This window comes from uncultured Psychrobacter sp. (assembly GCF_947500265.1).
Lineage (GTDB): Bacteria > Pseudomonadota > Gammaproteobacteria > Pseudomonadales > Moraxellaceae > Psychrobacter.
This window is the reverse complement of the sequence record NZ_CANMRN010000007.1, coordinates 103,273-125,460: the sequence shown is the minus strand read 5'-3', so window position 1 is coordinate 125,460 and position 22,188 is coordinate 103,273. Positions and strand designations below refer to the sequence as shown.

Sequence of the window (22,188 nt, the reverse complement as noted above, 5' to 3'; positions counted from 1 at the left end):
AATTATTAAAAAAAGAAGGAATAACAAACCAGTAGCGTGCAGAGTCTCACGAAGAGGACCGCAAATTTGCATTATTTTAGCATGAAAAGTTTGCTACATATGGATACTGCATATTCCTCTTTGGCAATAGATAAATAAGAGGAGAGCTAAGTAACAGAGTAAGATGATAGAGTCTATTTCATAAAGCAGATACGCACAAATGAATATCATTTCGCTAAGGGCTTACATAAAGCTTTTCTTTTGCAAATGAAAGCCAACGGGAACGCTCAGAAGTCAGACAGAATTTACACCCATACCACAAAAAATTGCGCAAAGGCAGGTTGATAAAGATTGCTTACATGTTAATTTAATTTCAGAAATACAAGGTCTTAGTAAGTCCTACTTATAAATATAGGCTCATTTATTAACAATAACTGGTATTAAGAGTATCAATGTTAGCAGTATAGTATGGTGAGCAAATGGCATTAGCAGGCAGGATGATCTGTAAGACAGTAATATCATAGTTGAAACAATACCAACGTCAAAGAAATTCAAATCATTAAGGAAAATGTTATGAAACTTACTAAAATTGCCACCATCGGTACATTGGCTATCTCAATCGCAGGTTTAAGTGCTTGTAATAATATGATGCCAGCGAAGACAGGCGATATGAAAGCACCAATGCACAGTCAGAGTATGGCTAAGATGAATGTCGTACAAATTGCGCAAAGCAATCCTGATTTTTCAGTATTGGTAGAAGCGGTACAAGCAGCAGGCTTAGTCGATATGTTGTCTGATCCTAATGCTCACTATACGGTATTTGCACCGACCAATGCCGCCTTTATGCAAGCATTGCAAGAAACAGGTATGACTAAAGCACAGTTATTTGCCAACAAGCCATTATTAACCAAAGTATTGGGTTATCACGTAGTCGCTGGCGATATGGCTAAGTATGCCAAAGACGTGAAGCCTGGTAACGTAATGACTGCTAGCAAAGACACGTTGATGGTAACTAGAGAAGGCAAATTGATGGATGAAAATGGTCGCACAACGAACATTGTGAAGACTGACATCGCTGCCAACAATGGTGTCGTCCATGTAATCGACAGAGTATTGTTGCCTAAATAAGTATTAACTGAGGCATACCAACTGTATTTATTGCAAGACTAAGCAGCCATTGTTTGTGATGATTTCATTATCAGACAATGGCTGTTTTAGACTGTAGAGCTTTATCTATATAAGTTTCTATTTAGGTTAGATTTTTAAAGTAAAAATCCGGAAATAGTTAATCACCATCATTTCGTCTCAAATATCGCAATAACTGATATACAAGCAAACAATGCTATATACGTGATTGATACAGTGTTGCTACTTAAGTAAATACCATTTAAAAATTAAACAGTTAGACTGAGAACTATCAATATAACGGACCAAATAGTATGACTAAGTAATTGATACATTTATTAATCATTGGTCGCCATTATATTTATCGAAAGTTATTAATTTAAATAAATCCCTTAATCAATTATTTATCCAAAAAGGAATTACCTATGTTAAAGAAGAATTTGTTATCTATCGCAGTTGTAACCGCAGCCATGTCACTAGCAGCGTGTAACGACACTGAAACTGTTACAGAGCCAACTGAACCAGAAGCGACCGAAGAAATGGCAGTTGAGCCAGTTGCTGAGACAGAAGCTGTTGAAGCAGAGCCAATGGCCGAAATGGACATGGAAGCGACTCAAACTATCGCTGAAATCGCAGCAGAGAACGAAAATCTAACTATTTTAACCGCTGCGCTACAGGCTGCTGGTCTTGATACTATGTTAATGGAAGAAACCAAGCATACTGTATTTGCCCCAACTGATGATGCGTTTGCTCCAGTACTAGAAAAACTAGGCGTGACTAAAGAAGAGTTGTTGGCCAATACAGATTTGCTAAAAACTGTCCTTCCTTACCATGTACTAGCAATGGAAGTTAAAGCGGCTGATATCCCATACGGTACTGAGATCGAAACAGCGAACGGTAAAACCATTACTATCAGTGAAGACAATGTGATTACTGATGCTACTGGTAACACAGCAAACATCACTGGTACAGATATTATGGCAACCAATGGTGTGGTTCATACTATCGATGCAGTGTTAATGCCTGAATAAGCTATTTCTTAGTTTGTAGGTTTTGAATCTACAAGTTAGTTAAAGGAAGCCTAGCCATCGCGCTAGGTTTTTTTACGTCTATGAATTAAAAATAGGGGAACTGTGGCTTACCTATACTGGTACGACGACTTAATTAATATAAAGTAGTCTAGTGCTAAAGCGAGCTCTATAAAGAAGATAAGCAAAATATAAAATGCCAGTTATATGTTATTTCGAATACAGATTAATTTTGAGAATAAAAGGGCAGTTTTAAAGCATTAAATCAGCTCGTATGAACGTAGGTTTTGATGTTTTTTCGGTAAGCTATTCTGTAGCGGTGTAGAAAAACATCCAAACAAAAAAGCCCGAGAACATGGTCTCGGGCTTTTTTTTATTCAATAAGATTAAATAGCAATCCTATTAAATCGACTTATACTTTATCTTTACGTAATGGATCAGCGTTCATGCTTTTTTGCTGTGCTAGATGACGCTCTTCCCAATACGGTGCGTTTTTAATACCGAATTTAGCAGGGTCAAAGCTATAGCGAGTGACGCCAGCTTTGCGCTGAGCTTCATAGTCTTTAAGCATAGTAAGAGTTGGACGAGCCACGATGAAGATGACAAGAATACCAACAATGTTAAGCCAAGCCATAAGACCAACACCGATATCACCAATTGCCCAGATATAACCAGCTGAGTTTAGACCACCATAAGCAACCATCGCCATGATAAGAACTTTCACTAGGAATAGACCAGTTCTGTTCGCACTACGACCAAGGAAACGTGTTAAGTAAGCGACGTTTACTTCAGCGATGTAGTAGTAAGCCAGAATTGTTGTAAAGGCAAAGAAGAATACAGCGATTGCGATAAACGCATTACCAAACGTACCGTATACAGATTCCATTGCCATTTGCGTGAACGCAGGAGCATTGATTTCAGTAGTAGCAGCAACGTTCTGTACGATGAACTGACCATCTGGTAGCGTACCTTGAATGTTGTACATACCAGTAGACAAGATCATGAATGCAGTAGCAGAACATACTAGTAATGTATCAACATATACTGAGAATGCCTGAACTAGACCCTGCTGTGATGGATGCTCAACTTCAGCAGCAGCAGCAGCGTGAGGACCTGTACCCTGACCGGCTTCGTTAGAGTAGATACCACGTTTCACACCCCAACCGATAGCAGCACCAAAACCTGCTTGTGCAGTGAATGCATCACCAACGATCATACCAAATACATCTGGAATCAAGCTGAAGTTGCTGAACATGATGATTAGCGCTAGGGCAATATAACCTAATGCCATGAAAGGTACTGCAAACTCAGTAAAGGTTGCAATACGCTTAATACCACCGAAGATGATGATACCTAGCACGACTAAGATGATAGCCAAGCCGACCAAGCGCATAGAGCCAACTTCTAGGCCTGCAACGTTCATGATCGTACCTTCGCCCATTACCTGTGCAAATGCACTGATAACACCGTTCGCCTGTACACCAGGTAAGAACATACCACATGATAAAATAGAAGCGATTGCGAAGAGGATACCGTACCACTTTTGACCAAGGGCACGTTCAAAGTAATAAGCTGGGCCCCCGCGATACTCGCCAGTTACCACATCTTTTTCTTTGTAAATCTGAGCAAGAGTAGATTCGACATAGGCTGTAGATGCGCCTAGGAAGGCTACGATCCACATCCAGAAAACGGCACCTGGGCCACCGAAGCCGATAGCAGCAGCTACCCCAGCGATGTTACCCATACCCACACGACCGGCGAGTGAGACGGCAAGTGCCTGAAATGATGAGATACCCTGTGCACTAGATTTACCAGTGAATAGGAGTTTGATCATCTCACCGAATAGACGTACTTGTACAAAGCGCGTCATAATGGAATAGAACAGACCGGCACCCAAGCAGAGATAAATCAGCGCTGGGCTCCAGATAATTCCATTTACTAAGTTAACTAAACCTTCCATATTTATGTTCCTAGTACTGTCTCAAGGTGGCACTGTTTGCTAGGAGTAAACTAACTGGTTAACTTACTTATTTAAGTTAAGCAGTTAAAGTCTCTGCATCGACTTATTTGTTGTCTAAGTCTCATGTGCTTGGCCACCAAGAATGGACTGTAGTTGTCTGTATTTACCCGCGTATCTCGTCAGTAATACGGACTATTTGCATAGCGCTTATCACTGACAATATAAATATCAGCTGCGTTTACTATTATTCTACAACCTCAACTACTGCGGTCTTCTATCATCATGTTATACATCAGATGAGTCATAAGTTGACCGGCGGATAAAACAGGCGGTTATATAATTAAATATCCATCACCATGATGGCATTCAACTTACTATGAGCTGTCTTGAATGAATGCATGACTGGTATGGCGAATTGACAGTATTTAGCGATAATTTGACAGTTAATTGATGTTTTTATTAAGAAATTAACAACTCGCTAATACTAATCAAACTATAAGTCCACTACCAAATGTATTCAAACCGTACGGCTACGTAACTGCAATTTGCCATATTTTTGTACTAATTACTAGAAATTTCTTTGTAGACGGTAGATATATTCGTATTTTATTTAGCAGATACATTAGCAAGATTTGGATAATATATAAATAATTGTTTGTACTTTCATAACATTTAGTCTGATTGCGTTAGACTGCTAGATTTTTGCTCTATATCTATCATGATAAAAACGCGTTATCGTTGACACTATGCGGTTGTGTTTTGGTAACGGTCAATTGTAAAAAGCCGTATATAACGCCATCATTAGGACAACTTCTTTTGATATCATGCTGATAGAGTGATGCGCAGATATACAATATATAGAGCGTATGACTGCCGTATGAATACCAAGAAAACTTAAAAATATTAAAAATGTGGTACTGGATATTTGTTATTTATCATTATTAGGAGAATCAACAATGACGCGTAAATCTATTATGAAGCCGATGTTGCTAGCCGCTTTATTGACAACTTCTACGGTTGGTCTAAGTGGCTGTGGCTATAACAACCTGCAAGCACAAGATGAGCAGGTCACTGCTTCATGGTCAGAAGTGGTTAACCAGTATCAGCGTCGTTCTGATTTGGTGCCAAACTTAGTCAAAGTCGTACAGCAATATGCTGAGCAAGAGCAAGAGGTCTTCACCCAAGTGGCAGAAGCTCGCTCACGTGCGGGCGGTATCACGGTAACGCCAGAAGTGCTTAATGACCCAGAAGCAATGGAGCGTTATGCAGCAGCGCAAGAGCAGATGACAGGTGCATTGTCACGTTTGATGGCAGTATCTGAGCGTTATCCAGATCTAAAGTCAGATGCACTGTTTCAGGACCTGCAAGCGCAGTTAGAAGGTACTGAGAACCGTATTGCTGTGGCTCGTAACCGCTATATCCAAGAAGTGCAGGGATACAACACAACGGTACGTCAGTTCCCAACCAACATCACTGCAAAAGTATTTGGTATGGATACTAAGCCCAACTTTAGTGTGGCCAATGAAGAAGCGATTTCAACCGCACCAAGTGTTGATTTCGGCGACTCTGCAGAAAAGTCTGCTGAATAAAATTTAAAATGAACGTGACGACAGAGCAGCATAGGCAGCTCTGTTCATTTAGCTAATGGTTCGACAATGATTAGTTAGAGTCTATCAATTGGTAAAGATGTTATCTGAGGTGGTATAGATTAGATGAATAATTCAAAAGCAATCTTATCAGCATTACTGTTTACGTTAGGTGTCGTCAGCGTGCCTGCATTGCATGCTGCACCCAATGATACAGCGGTGGCGACAGATAACACCTCGAATCTGCAAAACCGTAGTGTCGAAGAGTTGGTAGCCGTTGCTAAAGCAGGCGAGTCTAACGAAGCAATCAATGATGCTGTATTAAATAACGATGCTATCAATGAAGCGGTGCTCGGCAACGACGCTATCAATCAAAATGCAGATAAACAAAGTACAGCAAATGATACAACCAATGCTCAAACAACCGCTCAGCCACCTGTACGTTCCAGTGCCGAGAGTGTTGACGCTGACAAGTTGATACTCAATGAACCAGTCGTTGATCAGGCCAATATTTTAAATCCCCAAGAGAAGCTACGTCTAGAGGCTCAGCTTCGAAGTATTTATCAGCAGGGTCTAGCACAAGCAGCAGTGGTCATCGTATCAACTACCAATGGCGTACCAATATTTGATTATGCATTGCAAGTTGCTGAGAAGTGGGAGTTGGGTGATGAAGCTATCGATGACGGTCTGCTAATTGTGGTCGCTGTCAATGACCGTGATATGTACATCCTAACTGGTTATGGACTAGAAGGCGTATTACCAGATGCAGCGGTTAACCGTGTCATTCGAGAAGATATCACGCCGTTATTTAAGCAAAATAACTATGGTGCAGGGATAATCGCTGGCGTTGAATCGCTCAAAACACGATTGACTGCTGACCCTGAAGTCTTAGCTCGTGCTGATGCGCAAGCCGCAGAACGTACTGCCCAGCAAAGCTCAGACGAGTTGCCGTCACCTATTTTCTTATTTATCATGGCGATGATTTTTGGTAGCTTTATTACTAATATATTGGGCCGAGTATTTGGTTCTATTATTACCGCTGGCGGCTTTTTTGCAGGTTCAATGGCATTAGGTGGCGGCTTCTTCATGACGCTGATTATGGCGATATTTATCTGGATGTTTTTGATCTCACGCGGCGGTGGCGGTGGAAAAGGCGGCGGCGGTAAAGGTGGGCGCAGAGGCGGCATGATTTTCTTACCCGGTATGGGCGGCGGTAGTGGAGGCGGCTTTGGCGGTGGTGGTTTCGGAGGCGGCGGCTTTGGCGGTGGCGGCGGTGGTTTCGGCGGCGGCGGTGCAGGTGGCTCGTGGTAAGTATTCCACATACGCAAACAAAATAAACTCTACATAACCATCGAAAACGACGTACTTGAGGAAATAATATAATGGTAGAAGACAACGCTTCAAACCCCAGTTTTGCCCGCTGGTGGCGTCAAGTTTTGTTCGTCCCTTTATTACATAGTAAGTGGCTAACAACAGAATCTAAGGCGCGTTTAACAGATGCTGTGACACGAGCCGAGCGTGGGCATCGTGGTGAGGTGTTCTTAATTGTAGAAAACCATCTGCCTATCCAAGAAGCCTATCGCATGAACTGCCGTGAGCGTGCGATTGATTTGTTTAGCGAATATCGCGTCTGGGATACTGAAGAAAATACGGGCGTCTTGATCTATGTCAATGTATGCGAGCGCAAACTAGAGATTGTCGCAGACCGAGGTATCAGCGCTCACGTTAGTCCAACGGTATGGAATGCAATGTGTGAAAAGGCGGTATCTGGTATTGCTACTCAAAAGACAGAAGAGAGCTTGGCTGAACTGCTAGACGAAGTGGGGCAGGTATTACGTCAATACTATCATTTAGAGCACGATCCAGAAGGTAATGAGCTGTCTGATACAGTGGTATTTTTAAAGTAGTTTGCGCCTTGTATGGTCTTATTAAGAAGGCTACTTTTATAAGTAGCTTATCTATACGGTCAAAGGGTTTTGTTTTAGGCGATATGCTTTTAGTGTTAAAATAATTTTTCTGAGACAAATAACGCCTCATATATGCATGGTTTAATTATCCTACTGTGCAATATCTACTAGGGCTCGTCTCGATAACACCATTATTGGAATACTATGATTGAATTAATAAAGAAACTACCGAAAGCTGAACTTCATCTACATATTGAAGGTTCGCTAGAGCCTGAGCTGATGTTTAGACTGGCCAAAAAGAACAACGTAGAGATACCTTATAAAGATATCGAAGATGTACGCAGTGCTTATAACTTCACCAATCTACAGACTTTTTTAGATATCTACTATGCGGGTGCAAATGTCCTGCTCACCAAAGATGATTTTTATGATTTGACGTGGGAATATATTCTTAAATGTGTCGAAGATAATGTTATTCACACAGAGATATTCTTTGATCCGCAGACGCATACCGAACGCGGCGTGCCTTTTGAAGCGGTCATCACAGGTATCAAAGAAGCACTTGCAGATGCCAAAGCAAAATACGGTATCACGTCATGTATCATCATGTGTTTCTTGCGTCATTTATCGCAAGAAGAAGCGTTTGAAACATTAGAGCAAGCACTAGAGTATAAAGACGACATCATCGGTGTTGGTCTGGATTCATCAGAGTTGGGTAACCCGCCGTCGAAATTTCAAGAAGTCTTCCAAAAGGCCAAAGAAGAAGGCTTTAAGTTGGTCGCTCATGCAGGCGAGGAAGCAGACTTCTCGTACATCTACGAAGCGCTAGACTTACTGAATATTAATAGAATCGATCATGGTGTGCAGTCTATAAAAAGCCCAGAGTTGATGCAAAGACTCAAAGATGAGCAAATGCCATTGACCGTTTGCCCGAACTCAAATATCGAGCTAAAAGTCTTTGAGACTTATAAAGAGCACAATATTAAAGAGCTTTTAGACTATGGTCTGAATATTAGCGTTAACTCGGACGACCCTGCGTATTTCAAAGGCTACGTGAATCAAAACTTTATCAATCTATATGAGAATCTGCCGATTACGGAAGACGATGTTATTACATTAGTAAAGAACTCTTTTAAATCAGCATTTATCAGTGATGAGTTAAAAGAAGCTTACTTGGCGAGAGTTGATCTTGCATTGAAATAATTTTAACGAGCTTGTTTTTAGTAGCAAAGGCTTAATGATTTATATAAATCGTTAAGCCTTTTTTATTGTCTGTCATGCAGCAATGTTTATAAGTAGTAGCAATTATAAAGTAGTAATCTCTGCTATAAGCAGTGGCAAAACGATTCCTGCTTTTTCTGCTAGTGTGATATCGACAACGGTATTTGGTGTTGGGTCAGGGTTTATCTCAATAACTTGCGCGCCATTCTGTTTGGCTAATTGTGCCAATCCAGCAGCAGGATAGACCAAGCTTGACGTACCGATACTGATAAATACCTCGCAATTAGCCGCAGCTTCTTCGGCAGTCTGCCATGCCTGTACAGGTAGGGCTTCGCCAAACCAAACAATATCTGGTCTGATGTAACCATCGCAATGCGGACAGCTAAGCAGTGATTCATCCAAACTCATGGTGCCTTGATTATCGTATGATGCTCTCGATTGATCTTGATAAGGTATCTCACACTGACCACAGCGGTTGCGCCACAGATGACCATGCAGGTGAGTCACTGCGCTACCAGCTTGCTCGTGCAAATCATCGACATTTTGGGTGATGAGTGTCACCTGCTGATCGGAGGTTTGCGCATGATACTGCCACTGAGCCAACGCATGATGGGCAGGGTTTGGCGCTTTGTCTGCGACCATTTGCCGACGCCACTGATACCATGACCATACTAGCCTTGGATCACGAGTGAATGCTTCAGGGGTGGCCAAGTCTTCGACACCGTAGTTTTCCCACAGTCCTGTTTGCTTATCCCGAAACGTTGGGATGCCGCTTTCTGCTGAAATGCCAGCCCCAGTCAAAATGCAAATACGCTGTTTCGACGCCAGCAGTTGTGCTGCAAGTTTTACTTCTGCTATTAACGCTGGTGATAATTCTGCTAACATGAGCCAACCCTTGCTAATAATGGATATTTTTACTTATGATAGACGGAATTTGGTGGCTTGTCATACTGTTCGCTGTCATCGCAGTTTTATGGTTCGTGGCAAAATCACGAGGTGCAAAAGTAGGCGAAAAGCATAATGGCGCAAAATCAAAAAATGCAACACCGAATGATGCGCTGCAAAAAACATCAGCGATATTAGAACAGCATTTTGCTGATTATCGAGTCACACGTAAGGCAAATCATTTGCTCGTTAGCAAACAAGATAAAAAAATTGCGATGATTACGATTGATAAAAAGATTGCTGAGGGTCAGCGCCGTTTGGGTGATGTGCCAGTGATTAATTATCACCGTATACCTAGCCGTGCTCAATTGACTGCCAATCTACAGGACGCAGAGTAATTTTGCTATATAGTCAGCCCTCTATAAATTGGCTACGGTGTCAGTTTCGCTCAGTCTACTACTTGTAGTACTTTCACTCGGCTTCCTTGTATCCAAATTATACTAAATCGACTATAGATGAGAGCACTAGAAATAGACAAGCACAGAAAAACCGCAAACATTTCGATATGTAGGTTTGATGAGTATAGGTAGTTTAAGATAGTACTAAGGGAAGGGTGGAGCGAGGTTATAAACAGTATAATTGGTGCGCTCGGCGGGAGTCAATCAATAATTATGAAGCCTTATAAAATAAGGCTTATAGGTTTTTAGTATTTCATTTTAACAACAAATTTAACAACATTTTGTTATCGCTAAGATAGTTTTTCGCTGTTTATGCAAAGCAAGTTTGGTTACAAAGATTATGCTCAACGCGCCATCTAATCACTAATAATTTTTTCTGTTTGATACTTTTTTGCATAGGGTTGAACTGCTAGTAACTGCACGTGTTCAAATAATGCTGTACTAAGTTAAGCGTTTTTTACGCATTTTTTTGTGGCTGGCTGGGGTGATTCTATCTTTGGATATTGTAAATCTCTTTTTGCAGCTCAATACGCCTCTGATAAGTGTAATTCGTTAAGCACGAGGTGTATTCAATAGCGTGCATACTACCGCCTACCAACTCACGGGAGGTAAAATTGCAGGATTTATCTCTAAAATCAATCCATGCTAACTGAGCTTGCTTGAGATTGTTTTTTTCGGTTCTATCGAGCATACCTCTTAGCGTTTTGTATGTACTGTTAAGTTTACTGTCCTCATAATCTAAGTTCTTACTGGTACAGTTATTCAAATCAATGGTTGTATATTCACCATCGCAAAATTCGATAGGTGCAGCGCTAACATTACCGATAGCGCCTACCAGCAAACTAACCCCAATACCTATATTAACTAAACCCGCATATAACCGCATGTACCAACCTCTAACTCGATAAAATTTGATTAATTGTATCATTGTCAGTAATCAAAACAGTCAATTAATTTTATCTTTGAATGGTGACTTTAAAATTATCCTATTCCCAATTTTTCGTTTCCTGCTATCTACTGATATTAAAATCAACTTGCACTTTGCTTGCATGGGGTTGAATTGCTAAAAACAGGTAGTACGTCGAATCTCTATATAATGAAATATATTACTATTCCCATAAATCTCACATTCAGACTTGCCGAGTAATGTCGAATACCCTTATGATGGTTATATTTTGTCTAGGATGAGTATCACTTCATCGCTGACATACGATTTACACCTTATATCCCTGCCCAACAAACAATAAGACGAACCTATGACCAAAAATTTCTCTCAAACAGCGGCTTTCATTTGGTCTGTCGCTGATCTGCTACGTGGTGACTTTAAGCAATCTCAATACGGCCGCATCATCCTGCCATTCACGCTACTGCGCCGCCTAGAGTGCGTATTAGAAGACACCAAAGCCGCTGTCGTTGCAGAAAACCAGCGTATCGCTGATATGGGTCTGCCAGAGGAAGCGCAAGAGAAGTTTTTGATACGTGCCAGCAAGCGACCGTTTTACAATACCTCGCCGATGGATCTGAGCAAAATGGGTCAAAGCGATATCAAGGACAACCTAAACACTTACGTGCAATCTTTCTCTAAAGATGCGCGTGAGATATTTGAGCACTTTAAATTTGAAGAGTTTGTCGGGCAACTGGCCGATGCCAACTTACTATATAAAGTGGTGCGGATGTTCGCCAATACTGATCTAAGTCCTGAGGCTATCTCTAACCATGAAATGGGCTTTGTGTTTGAAGAGCTAATCCGCCGCTTTGCTGAAAGCTCGAACGAGACCGCAGGAGAGCACTTCACGCCGCGCGATATTGTGCGCCTAACCACTTCACTGGTATTTATGGAAGATGATGATGCACTGACCAAAGACGGCATCATTCGTACCATATATGACCCGACAGCAGGTACGGGCGGCTTCCTATCCTCAGGTATGGAATACGTGCTAGAGCTGAACCCTGATGCGGTCATGCGTACTTATGGGCAAGAGCTCAACCCTGAGTCTTATGCCATCTGTAAAGCCGACATGCTGATCAAAGGGCAAGAAGTGAATAACATTAAGCTGGGCAATACCTTGTCTAGTGATCAGCTGGTCGCTGAGAAGTTTGACTATATGCTGTCTAACCCGCCATTCGGGGTAGATTGGAAAAAGATATCAGGTGAGATTAAAGACGAGCACGAACAAAAAGGCTTCGACGGCCGCTTTGGGGCTGGCTTGCCGCGCGTGTCCGATGGGTCGCTATTGTTCCTGATGCATTTGATTAGCAAGATGCGTCCGATCACTACTAATGAGCAAGAAGCTGGTAATAGTCAAAATAGTAACCAAGGCAGCCGTATCGGTATCATCTTAAATGGCTCGCCATTGTTTACAGGCGGTGCAGGAAGCGGCGAGAGTGAGATCCGTCGTTATATCCTTGAGGCTGATTTACTAGAAGCCATCATCGCTCTGCCTACTGATATGTTCTATAACACGGGTATCGCGACCTATGTCTGGGTATTAAGCAATAAAAAAGCAGCCGCGCGCCGTGGCAAGGTGCAACTGATCGACGGCAGTAACCTATACAGCAAGATGCGTAAGTCACTTGGCTCAAAGCGCAATGAGATGAGCGATGACGATATCAAAACCATTATCCGTAGCTTTGGTGACTTTGAGGTGGTTGATGCGCGTGTGCTCGATAAGCCTGAAGAGGTGAAATCTAACCGTGGCCGTCAGTCTGCTAATCCCCATTCTAAAAGTGCCAGCTCACCTGCCAAGACCTTTGCCAGTAAGATATTTGCCACCCATGAGTTTGGCTATCGCCGTATCACGATTGAGCGCCCGTTACGTTTGTCTGCTCAGTTATCTGATGATGCTATCGAAACCTTACGCTATGCACCCAAACCATTTGATATGGTCATGCCAGCGCTATATGAGGCATTTGGTGGTAACTGGACAACTGATAGCGAGAATAATAACTACGGCGACTTATCAGCGGTCACGACTGAGGCGCGTGCGATGATTAAGGCGGACTTCTCTGAGCTAAAAGAAAAGCAAATCAAAGACGTGCTTGACTCTAAAGTATGGCGAGATCAGCTTGAGATCATGAATAAAGCTAAAGCCTTGCAAGCGGCTATCGGTGAAAACCAATTCGATGACTTTAATGAGTTTGAAAAGGTGTTTAAGCAAGCGTTAAAAGACGCTGAGGTTAACTTAGACACCAAAGAGAAAAAGCAGCTGATGGATGCTATCACATGGAAAAACCCTGAAGCAGAACCCGTCATCAAAAAAGCAGTGAAGGTTGCCAATCCGCTCTATGGTGCGTTTAGCTATAAACCAGCCAATTCAGACAAGCCAGCCAAAGTCGTCGAGTTCCAAACCGATAGCGAATTACGTGATTATGAAAACGTGCCGCTCAATCCTGAGGTGACGACCACTGAGCTGATCGAAAGTTACTTCGCCCGTGAAGTACAGCCGCATGTGCCTGATGCGTGGATCAATGCTGATAAGACAGATGTGATTGATGAAGAGATTGGCATCGTGGGCTTTGAAATACCATTCAACCGTCACTTCTATGTGTATGAGCCACCGCGTCCACTAGCTGATATCGATGCAGATTTGGATGCGGTCAGCACGGAGATTATGCAGTTATTGGGTGAGGTGCATTCGTAATGGCAAAGTATCAACAGTATGAAGAGTATAAAGAATCAGGTGTTGAGTGGTTAGGAAAGATCCCTAAGAATTGGTCTACCATAAGTTTGAAAAGAAAGGCTTCATTTATAACTGGAATGACACCATCTACAGCTATTAGTGAGTATTATTCTGATGATGTGACAATATATGAATGGGTACGACCAGAAGATATAAAAGAAGAATCTGAAGAGGTCAATGGATCAAAGTATTTGACTGAGTTAGGTTGGAAGACGCAAAAAAAGATTGCCGAAAATTCAGTTTTATTGTGTTGTATTGGAACTATTGGTAAAGCCGCATATACATCTAAAGTTGTCACAACTAATCAACAAATTACTGCTATTAGCTTTAAAGATGATTCAAAATATAATTACTATCTATTGCTTGCAGCAAGAAACGAGTTAGAACAGATGGCTACTGGTAATGTAGTCAAAATTCTAAATTCAGAAAGATTAGGGCGTTTAGTTATTCCAAATCTCGAGTTGTTTCAAGCTAATAGTATTGCCAACTTCCTTGACCATGAAACCGCCAAAATTGATACCCTAATCGAAAAACAGCAAACCCTAATTCAACTGTTAAAAGAAAAGCGCCAAGCAGTCATCAGCCACGCCGTCACCAAGGGCTTAAACCCTGATGCCCCGATGAAAGATTCAGGCGTCGAATGGCTTGGGGAAGTGCCTGAGCATTGGGAGGTTGGTCGCCTAAAAAATGTTTTGAGAATTCGTAACGGTCGAGACTATAAAGAGGTAGAAGTAGAAAGTGGTGGCTATCCTGTTTATGGATCGGGCGGGATTTTCAAGCGTAGTTCGGATTACTTATTTGATGGTGAGTCCGTACTATTTGGAAGAAAAGGGACTGTAGATAAACCGCTATTAGTTTCGGGAAAATTTTGGACAGTGGATACCATGTTTTATAGTGAAGCGTCTAGTAACGCTAAGCCAAATTACATTTATCATCAAGCATTACTATTCCCTTTTGATCAGCTTTCAACAAATACTGCATTACCAAGTATGACGCAAGAGAATTTATTAGAACTAGGCTTTGTTATTCCACCATTTGATGAACAAGAACAAATCTGCCAATACTTAAGCGACAAGCTAAAGGTTTTTTCAAATTTGGTTAGTAAAGCAGAAAAAGCCATCCAACTTATGCAAGAACGCCGCACCGCCTTAATATCCGCCGCCGTCACAGGCAAGATTGATGTGCGGGGCTGGCGGGCGTCTGAGTAGCTGTAAATAGAGATTAAGCGCATATTGCGTTTGATAAAAGAAAATCAATAAAAGGAGTTATATGATGAAAGCAGTTACCGTAGCAGCTCTATTGGCATCAATGGCCGTGACCACCATCGCCCAAGCACAGACCTATAAATGGGAAGATGATTTTTGCAGTATGCAGGGTGACTTTGATAGTAAAAAATATACCGCTAAGCAAATCAAGAATTCACATTTAGTATTAGAAAGCTTAACCAGATCAAATCTAGAAAGCTTTTTTCCACCGATGGATATTGATGCACTAGACAAGTTATCGATGAAAGACTTAGACAAGCTTACTGAAGAATATATAAAAGTTAAGAATAATATTGAACGACTTGATGTGGTGCCTGAAGCAAAAGGTTATAAGCAAGAGTTGGTCAAGTCTATTGACGGCGAATATAAACAAAATAAATTGACGATTTTGGGATATCTGAATCCCAGTGAGGCACTCAAGCAAAGCCCGCAAATGTGTAAAACTTATATTGAGCCGTTATTAAAGAATGAAACGGCTGTGCAAAATAGATGGAAGCAGTTTGTTGAAGAGCAAATTCAAGAACAAGCAGATATCACAGACGATGGTGGTAAGTATTATCGCAGTTTGGCTACCAAGCGCTATCAGGAAGAAAAAGCCAGCAATCCTACTAAGTACGCCAAGATAAACTTGGTTACTTTTGGTTTTGGTAATTGCGTCAATGATCAGGTCTATCATGCCGACTCTGATGAAGTGTTTAGTAATCAGCAAAAACTGAATAAAGCGTTATTTGGTAAAAGCTTTAAGCAGATGTGCGATGAGCCGTAAAACTTGGATTACGTTTTTTAATAAAGCCGAATAAACCGCCTAACTCGTGCAAGTATGCCGCATCGCTCTAATATCTGCTGCTGTTACGGGTAAGATTGATGTGAGGGGTTGGCGGGCGCCTGAATGATTTTTAAGTTTAGTCAGTTTTTATAGTTAAAAATATAAAGAGAAAATATATGGCTGTATTAGATTTTAAAGAAATACCAGAAGCTCATGTAGCAAATGGGTTGCAAGATACTTTTGAGCTATTTGCTCGGGAGTTTTTAGAATTTATGGGGTTTAAGATAATATCTACTCCAGATAGAGGTGCTGATGGTGGAGTAGATTTAATTGTTGAAGAGCACCGTCATGGTATTGGAGGGGTCACGATAGTTAGATGGTTAGTTAGTTGTAAGCACAAAGCTCATTCAGGTAGCTCAGTAACTCCAACGGTCGAGCAAAATATCAGAGATAGACTAGACACTCATAATTGTGATTCGTTTATGGGGTTTTATTCAACTATACCTAGTTCAGGATTGACCACAAATCTAGATGGGTTCAAGACTAATAATAATATTGATTACCTAATATATGATAAAGAGTTGATTGAGGGGAAATTACTGCGTTCTGCTGAAGGTTTAGAGCTTGCCCGCAGGTTTTTTCCGAAGTCGTTTAAGGAGTGGGAGCGTGAATCACCGAAGCCAGCAAAAATATTTGATGGAGATCTAAGTCTCAAATGTCATGTTTGTAATAGCGAGTTTTTAGAAAATGAAAAACATGGAATTATTGTTTTTTGGGAAGGTATAGATAAGGCTTATAAAAGCACTGACCGTATTGAGTATATTAAATGGGTTTGTAAGGGGCGATGTGACCAAGTTATGAAAAACAAAATTACAATGCTTAATCCTAATGTTATAGATCGTTGGGAAGATATCCCCGATGTTGTTATACCTACTAAGTATATCCAATGGGTTATGAGCATACTTAATCAGCAAAACAAGGGAGTCGTATATTCTGACGAAGCATTTGATAACTTAAAAACGTTTATGATAAGAGTTTTTCCTCATGTGTCTAGGCACTTAACAAGTGATGAGAAAGAACGTATTAAGCTATTACGCATGACAGAGTCGTATCTTTACTTTTAGTACTTCATATCGAATACTTTATAAGCTATTAAATAATAAAATTAAACGGACTTTAAATGACCGACACTACTTACGAATCTGTCTTCCAAGCCGATATCGTCACTCAGATGCAAGCGCAAGGCTGGCAATTGGGTAGTCCTAGCGGCTATCGGGCAGAGACCGCACTATACGAGCAAGACGCGCTCGACTTTGTGAAGACCACCCAACCGCAGGAGTGGGAGAAATTCTGCCGTACTTTTCCTATCGATTCTGAGCGTCATTTCATCACCGCATTAGTTAAACAGCTAAACAAGGCCGATGAGCAGGCCACCGACACAGCGTCGCGCACTTATGGCACATTGGGTGTATTGCGTCATGGGCTTAAGATTCGTAACGCGCGCTTTAGTTTGTGCCAGTTCAAGCCTGAGCATAGTCTCAACCCTGATATCATGGCACGCTATGAGGCCAATATCTGCCGTGTCGTTCCTGAGGTAGTGTATAGCCCTTATACCAGTCTTAAAGACGGCGCTGACGCTAATGGCAAAGTCGCTAAGCGCAACCGTATCGATATCGTGCTATTCGTCAATGGCTTGCCCGTGACGACGATGGAGTTAAAGTCTGAGTTTAAGCAAGCGGTACAAAACGCCATTACTCAGTATAAGAAGACCCGCCTGCCAAAAGACCTTGATACTAAGAAACCTGAGCCTCTGCTAACGTTTAAACGTGGCGCATTGGTACATTTTGCGGTCAGTCAGTATGAAGTCTATATGACGACAAGGCTGGCAGGTGACCGTACCTACTTCTTACCCTTTAACAAAGGCACTAGTGATGGCGGTGCGGGTAATGACGTGCCAGCGGATAGCAGTCGTTATGCCACCGATTACCTATGGAATGAAGTGATGACGCCTGATAACTTGCTGGCTATCCTTGGGCACTTTATGCACTTGCAGATTGAGGAAGAAGAAGACGCTATTGGGCGTAAGTCCAAAAAAGAGACCATGATGTTTCCGCGCTATCATCAGTGGGATGTGGTGACCAAATTGGTTAATGCGGCCATTGATGAGGGCGCGGGTCAAAAGTATCTGATCCAGCATAGTGCTGGTTCGGGTAAGTCTAACTCTATTGCATGGACTGCCCATCAGCTATCCACCTTGTACAACAGCGATGGGGATAAGCAGTTTGACTCAGTCATTGTCATCACTGATCGCACTGTACTGGACGACCAACTACAAGACACCATTTATCAGTTTGAACATGCTGATGGCGTAGTCGGTAAGATCAACCGTAAAGAAGGTGACGGCTCAAAGTCTGAGCAGCTTGCCGAAGCACTGGTCAACTCCCAGCCGATTATTATCGTTACTATTCAAACCTTTCCTTTTGTACTCAAAGCCATTGAAGATTCAAGCGTACTCAAGTCGCGCCGCTATGCGATTATTGCCGATGAAGCGCACTCATCACAGACAGGATCTACCGCACGCCAGCTCAAAGAAGTGCTGGTCTCAGGCGATACAGAGAGCAATGCTACTGAGAATGACACGCCGCTATCTAGCGAAGACATATTAGATGCCACGTTAGCCGCACGTCGTAGCAGCCCGAATCTAAGCTATTACGCCTTTACCGCCACACCTAAGCCAAAAACCATTGAGCTATTTGGCCGTCTGCCCAATCCTGACTTGCCAGCCTCAAAAGATAACCTGCCAGCGGCTTATCATGTCTATTCCATGCGCCAAGCCATTGAAGAGGGCTTTATCCTAGATGTGCTTAAAAACTACACCAACTATAAAGTGGTCTATCAGCTTAAGCAAAAGATGGCCGCTACTGATGATGAAGTTGATGCTCGCCGCGCGAAGATTAAGCTGAATAACTGGGTGCGACTGCATGATCATAACATCGCGCAGAAAGTAAAAATCATCATTGAGCACTTTAACGACAACATAAAAGGCTTACTCGGCGGGCAAGCCAAAGCGATGGTAGTGACAGGCTCACGTAAAGAAGCGGTACGCTATAAGCTGGCCTTTGATAAATATATCAGTGATAACAGTTACCGCGGTATCAATGCTATGGTCGCCTTTTCAGGAGAGGTTGCTTTTAACGACAATGATCCTGACAGTGGTACGCTTGTCGGTGAGAAGTTTACTGAGAGTAATATGAATATTGGGTTAAAAGGCCGTGATATGCGTAAAGCTTTTGACAGTGATGACTATCAAGTGATGCTAGTGGCCAATAAGTTCCAGACAGGCTTTGACCAGCCGAAACTGTGCGCCATGTACGTGGATAAGAAGCTAACTGGCGTGGACTGCGTACAAACGCTTTCACGGTTGAACCGTACCTATAAGGGTAAAGCAGAGAGCGGTACGTTTGTGCTCGACTTCTTTAATGATCCTGACGATATTCTCGAAGCATTTCAGCCATATTATGAGACCGCAACCTTAGCGGATGTGTCTGACCCTGATCAGGTGTTTGACCTTTATGAGAAACTGCGTGCCAGCGGTATTTTCTTATGGAATGAGGTCGATCAGTTTGTTGAGGCCTTTTATAGTAAGAACAAGTCTAACGCTGCCATTAGTAATATCTGCAAGCCAGCGGTCGAGCGTTGGCAAAAGCAATACCATCAGGCTCGTACAAAAGCACAGCATGCTAAGAATATGCTTGAGCAAGCAAAAGGGACTGGCAATGTGGTGCTAATCACTAATGCGGAGAACGACTACAAAGGTTTTAAAGCTGATCAAGATGCGCTGGAAATCTTTAAAAAGGATCTAGGCACCTTTACCCGTCAATATGAGTTTATGTCGCAAATCGTGGACTATGACGATAAAGAGCTAGAGAAGCTGAGCCTATACGCGCGTAACCTACAGCCGATGCTACGTGAAAGCGTGGACAACGAAGAGGACGTCGATCTAAGTAACATCGTTATGAGTCATTACCGTGTCTCAAAGCTGCACCAGCAAGACCTAAAACTACAAGAAGGTAGTGGCGAGCTAGAAACTGGCGGCGGTGCTGGTACGGCCACGCCCAAAGACAAAAAAGAAGAGCTACTGTCAAAAGTCATTAATCGATTGAACGAGGTATTTGCTGGCGAGGACTTTACTGATAAAGATAAAGTGAATTTTATGAATACCATTTGGGATAAAGTCACAGAGAACGAGATCGTGGTCAAGCAGTTCACTAATAACAGTGTTGATCAGATTATGCTGGGTGGTTATCCAAACGCTGCCGAGGATGCTATGTTTGATGCCAAAGGTACGTTTGAAGATATGACTATGCATTTACTGTCTAACCCGAATCAGTTTAAGCAGTTTATTCGATTGATGCTTGATACGAAGCTGGGTGATGAGGTTTCAGGATAGGTTATACAGAGAATAAGAGGCACACAGCATGACGGATAAAAACATTAATCTCTGCGACACTGAAGATGAAATACAGCGTTATAACATTAGTATGCTACCGTCCTCGCTTTTTTTGAGGAAAGGCATACCTGAAGGCAAAGCTCTGATGAGGAAGTTGACAAAAGAGCTGTCTAAAATATCTAGAAAGCAGAAAGTTCAGGTTGCAGATATATTTGATAACTTAGCTACGACGCAGGAAAAAGGGAGTATTAAACCAGAAGATATAAACTTAGAAGAGGGAGAGTTATCTAAACATCCTTATGAATCATTGCTATGTATATTTGGTGCTGAAACATCAACCCACTTACTTGAGCATGCCAAGATTATAGATGACTGTTTGAGTCAGAAATTTAATAGCAAGCTTATTACGAACTTCAAGACTTACTTATTTAAGGCTTTTAATTATGAAAGTGAGGCGCTTAATATAAATATGCTAGCAGGAGAGTTCTATTCGTTTATAGTGCTTAGCTTTATCGCTAATCTTGATGTTGTGGTTCATGCTAATTTTTATTCAAAGGATATTATGCCAATCAGTTTGGGCTGGTTGTTTATGCATAAGCGAGATCCAGATAAATGGGAATATGATACGGCAACTAAAAAATATAACCTGACTCATAAAAAAGGTAGTCCGTTTACTTGTACATCACGCTCATTCATACATTTTATATTAACCGACCTTTATTTTTATAGTAGCGAGAAAACTAAACAAGTCCGTAAAAACTCAGAACCTAAAGAAATGCCAAAAGGTCATTATGGTCTTAGAAACAAGATCAATTGGAGAACAAATGATGAAGATGGTCAGTTGTATAGTTTTTTAGATAAAAAAAGCGAACGTGACAGTAAGAGAAACTGGATTAGTCTTGAAGAGTTTTACTGGTTATTAGGTATGGAAGACTCTCCAGAAGATGAGCATAACGAGGTATTAGTTAGTTCTCAAAAATCGTTTGTCAGATACATAAAAAATGAAGATATAAACGAACTTGGTGGACTTCCTCCTAGTGCTGAAAAAATGATCTGGTTTATATATGCTTTCTTTCAAAATATTTATGAGAGATTTGAGAAGCAAAATAAGATAAATAAAGAGGAAGAATGCGCTAACTTTGATGAGTATTATAGTTTATGGGAGTCTATGACGGTCAAATACGAGAAGATGGTCAGTGAACATGTAAACAATCCACGTGTTGAATGGCCGGATTATTTAAAGAAGCAAGCCACACGTATTGCACATGTGGCCTGAATATAACTGGTAATTACCAGCTAACTACCTATTTGCTCGATGGGTTGTTATCGCGACCACCACCTGATGGGTTACCTGTTGTGCTCGGCCAGCCTGCACCTTGACCGCCATTATTCATATAAACTTTCATAGTTGTTACTCCATTAAAGGTTCAGTTGATTTCATATAGCCAGTTGCTTACTGTCTATAACCAATATCTTAATGGTTAACAAAATTTGAATCTCCCCCAAAAACGCGAATTTTGGAAAAAATATCTAATTAACTAAAAAAAATCTCAAGAATGAAAGAGATAACTCGATTACCAATTCTTGCTTCCTCTTGATTCCTTTTTTCTTCTCTGATTCCACTGTAGCCATTATGAGTCAAGCGATTGCCGTGATTTTAATATTTCAAAAAAGTCGTTTTTTGCTTCCTAACTTTCTTGATTCCATGGTTTTGCTTCCTAATTTGTGGTGTCAAAGATAGTAAATGATGACGGTTAGGAGGGGTAATCCAAGTTTGGATTAGGGTTTGATTGTCAATAAGTTTGATAAACTCCTATGCTGATAGATATATTGTGAGGCACAAAAGAAGGCATACGTTTAACGTACACCTCTTTAAGC

The 22,188-nt window shown here is 41.5% G+C and carries 16 protein-coding genes; 13 read left to right on the top strand and 3 right to left on the bottom strand.

The features are described from left to right. The first annotated feature begins 552 nt into the window (after positions 1-552). Both Q0788_RS11030 and Q0788_RS11025 read left to right on the top strand, forming a co-directional pair. Positions 553-1,107 carry a fasciclin domain-containing protein gene (locus tag Q0788_RS11030; RefSeq protein ID WP_298810534.1) on the top strand — a complete coding sequence of 185 codons (555 nt, stop codon included), beginning with the start codon at positions 553-555 and terminating at the stop codon, positions 1,105-1,107. Positions 1,108-1,529: 422 nt separating this feature from the next. Then, a complete protein-coding gene (locus tag Q0788_RS11025) occupies positions 1,530-2,135 on the top strand; it encodes a fasciclin domain-containing protein (RefSeq protein WP_201580417.1) in 606 nt (201 codons plus the stop codon). 409 nt (positions 2,136-2,544) lie between these two features. On the opposite strand, the gene Q0788_RS11020 is transcribed toward Q0788_RS11025, so the two are convergent. Then, positions 2,545-4,092: a sodium:alanine symporter family protein gene (locus Q0788_RS11020; protein WP_201569401.1), complete on the bottom strand. Its 1,548-nt coding sequence runs from the start codon at positions 4,090-4,092 to the stop codon at positions 2,545-2,547. Between the two features lie 956 nt (positions 4,093-5,048). On the opposite strand from Q0788_RS11020, the gene Q0788_RS11015 reads away from it, so the two are divergent. From Q0788_RS11015 to Q0788_RS11000, 4 genes are all read left to right on the top strand, one after another. Continuing rightward, on the top strand, positions 5,049-5,681 hold the full coding sequence (locus Q0788_RS11015; RefSeq protein ID WP_101204949.1) for a LemA family protein: 633 nt from the start codon (positions 5,049-5,051) through the stop codon (positions 5,679-5,681). 123 nt (positions 5,682-5,804) lie between these two features. Next, complete coding sequence (locus Q0788_RS11010) at positions 5,805-6,989, top strand: TPM domain-containing protein (protein ID WP_298810526.1); 1,185 nt, start codon at positions 5,805-5,807, stop codon at positions 6,987-6,989. 71 nt (positions 6,990-7,060) lie between these two features. Continuing rightward, positions 7,061-7,585, top strand: coding sequence for a TPM domain-containing protein (locus Q0788_RS11005; RefSeq protein WP_101204947.1), 525 nt, complete (start codon positions 7,061-7,063; stop codon positions 7,583-7,585). Between the two features lie 204 nt (positions 7,586-7,789). Beyond that, positions 7,790-8,788 carry an adenosine deaminase gene (locus Q0788_RS11000; RefSeq protein WP_298810524.1) on the top strand — a complete coding sequence of 333 codons (999 nt, stop codon included), beginning with the start codon at positions 7,790-7,792 and terminating at the stop codon, positions 8,786-8,788. A gap of 102 nt (positions 8,789-8,890) precedes the next feature. Here the strand turns inward: Q0788_RS11000 and Q0788_RS10995 are convergent, their stop codons facing one another. Further along, entirely contained in the window at positions 8,891-9,691 is an 801-nt protein-coding gene (locus tag Q0788_RS10995) for an NAD-dependent deacylase (RefSeq protein ID WP_298810522.1), read from the bottom strand. Between the two features lie 35 nt (positions 9,692-9,726). On the opposite strand from Q0788_RS10995, the gene Q0788_RS10990 reads away from it, so the two are divergent. After that, positions 9,727-10,089 carry a hypothetical protein gene (locus Q0788_RS10990; protein WP_298810520.1) on the top strand — a complete coding sequence of 121 codons (363 nt, stop codon included), beginning with the start codon at positions 9,727-9,729 and terminating at the stop codon, positions 10,087-10,089. Positions 10,090-10,639: 550 nt separating this feature from the next. On the opposite strand, the gene Q0788_RS10985 is transcribed toward Q0788_RS10990, so the two are convergent. Continuing rightward, positions 10,640-11,035 carry a lysozyme inhibitor LprI family protein gene (locus Q0788_RS10985; RefSeq protein ID WP_298810517.1) on the bottom strand — a complete coding sequence of 132 codons (396 nt, stop codon included), beginning with the start codon at positions 11,033-11,035 and terminating at the stop codon, positions 10,640-10,642. Between the two features lie 370 nt (positions 11,036-11,405). Between Q0788_RS10985 and Q0788_RS10980 the strand changes: the two genes are divergently transcribed. From Q0788_RS10980 to Q0788_RS10955, 6 genes are all read left to right on the top strand, one after another. Then, on the top strand, positions 11,406-13,790 hold the full coding sequence (locus Q0788_RS10980; RefSeq protein WP_298810514.1) for a class I SAM-dependent DNA methyltransferase: 2,385 nt from the start codon (positions 11,406-11,408) through the stop codon (positions 13,788-13,790). After that, positions 13,790-15,037, top strand: a complete 1,248-nt coding sequence (locus Q0788_RS10975) for a restriction endonuclease subunit S (RefSeq protein WP_298810511.1) — start codon at positions 13,790-13,792, stop codon at positions 15,035-15,037. The genes Q0788_RS10980 and Q0788_RS10975 overlap by 1 nt, the downstream gene beginning before the upstream one ends. A 64-nt stretch (positions 15,038-15,101) precedes the next feature. Then, on the top strand, positions 15,102-15,860 hold the full coding sequence (locus Q0788_RS10970; RefSeq protein WP_298810508.1) for a hypothetical protein: 759 nt from the start codon (positions 15,102-15,104) through the stop codon (positions 15,858-15,860). Positions 15,861-16,036: 176 nt separating this feature from the next. After that, positions 16,037-16,984 carry a restriction endonuclease gene (locus Q0788_RS10965; RefSeq protein ID WP_298810505.1) on the top strand — a complete coding sequence of 316 codons (948 nt, stop codon included), beginning with the start codon at positions 16,037-16,039 and terminating at the stop codon, positions 16,982-16,984. A 56-nt stretch (positions 16,985-17,040) separates the two neighbouring features. Beyond that, positions 17,041-20,310, top strand: a complete 3,270-nt coding sequence (locus Q0788_RS10960; protein ID WP_298810502.1) for a DEAD/DEAH box helicase family protein — start codon at positions 17,041-17,043, stop codon at positions 20,308-20,310. 28 nt (positions 20,311-20,338) lie between these two features. Further along, the gene (locus Q0788_RS10955; protein ID WP_298810500.1) at positions 20,339-21,586 is read left to right on the top strand and encodes a hypothetical protein; all 1,248 of its coding nucleotides are present in this window, start codon (positions 20,339-20,341) and stop codon (positions 21,584-21,586) included. The last annotated feature ends 602 nt before the right edge of the window (positions 21,587-22,188 follow it).

Excerpts from the sequence above, each read along its gene's own strand:
- Q0788_RS11030 (WP_298810534.1), top strand. The coding sequence starts at position 553 with ATGAAACTTACTAAAATTGCCACCATCGGTACATTGGCTATCTCAATC.
- Q0788_RS11025 (WP_201580417.1), top strand. The coding sequence starts at position 1,530 with ATGTTAAAGAAGAATTTGTTATCTATCGCAGTTGTAACCGCAGCCATG.
- Q0788_RS11020 (WP_201569401.1), bottom strand. The coding sequence starts at position 4,092 with ATGGAAGGTTTAGTTAACTTAGTAAATGGAATTATCTGGAGCCCAGCG.
- Q0788_RS11015 (WP_101204949.1), top strand. The coding sequence starts at position 5,049 with ATGACGCGTAAATCTATTATGAAGCCGATGTTGCTAGCCGCTTTATTG.
- Q0788_RS11010 (WP_298810526.1), top strand. The coding sequence starts at position 5,805 with ATGAATAATTCAAAAGCAATCTTATCAGCATTACTGTTTACGTTAGGT.
- Q0788_RS11005 (WP_101204947.1), top strand. The coding sequence starts at position 7,061 with ATGGTAGAAGACAACGCTTCAAACCCCAGTTTTGCCCGCTGGTGGCGT.
- Q0788_RS11000 (WP_298810524.1), top strand. The coding sequence starts at position 7,790 with ATGATTGAATTAATAAAGAAACTACCGAAAGCTGAACTTCATCTACAT.
- Q0788_RS10995 (WP_298810522.1), bottom strand. The coding sequence starts at position 9,691 with ATGTTAGCAGAATTATCACCAGCGTTAATAGCAGAAGTAAAACTTGCA.
- Q0788_RS10990 (WP_298810520.1), top strand. The coding sequence starts at position 9,727 with ATGATAGACGGAATTTGGTGGCTTGTCATACTGTTCGCTGTCATCGCA.
- Q0788_RS10985 (WP_298810517.1), bottom strand. The coding sequence starts at position 11,035 with ATGCGGTTATATGCGGGTTTAGTTAATATAGGTATTGGGGTTAGTTTG.
- Q0788_RS10980 (WP_298810514.1), top strand. The coding sequence starts at position 11,406 with ATGACCAAAAATTTCTCTCAAACAGCGGCTTTCATTTGGTCTGTCGCT.
- Q0788_RS10975 (WP_298810511.1), top strand. The coding sequence starts at position 13,790 with ATGGCAAAGTATCAACAGTATGAAGAGTATAAAGAATCAGGTGTTGAG.
- Q0788_RS10970 (WP_298810508.1), top strand. The coding sequence starts at position 15,102 with ATGAAAGCAGTTACCGTAGCAGCTCTATTGGCATCAATGGCCGTGACC.
- Q0788_RS10965 (WP_298810505.1), top strand. The coding sequence starts at position 16,037 with ATGGCTGTATTAGATTTTAAAGAAATACCAGAAGCTCATGTAGCAAAT.
- Q0788_RS10960 (WP_298810502.1), top strand. The coding sequence starts at position 17,041 with ATGACCGACACTACTTACGAATCTGTCTTCCAAGCCGATATCGTCACT.
- Q0788_RS10955 (WP_298810500.1), top strand. The coding sequence starts at position 20,339 with ATGACGGATAAAAACATTAATCTCTGCGACACTGAAGATGAAATACAG.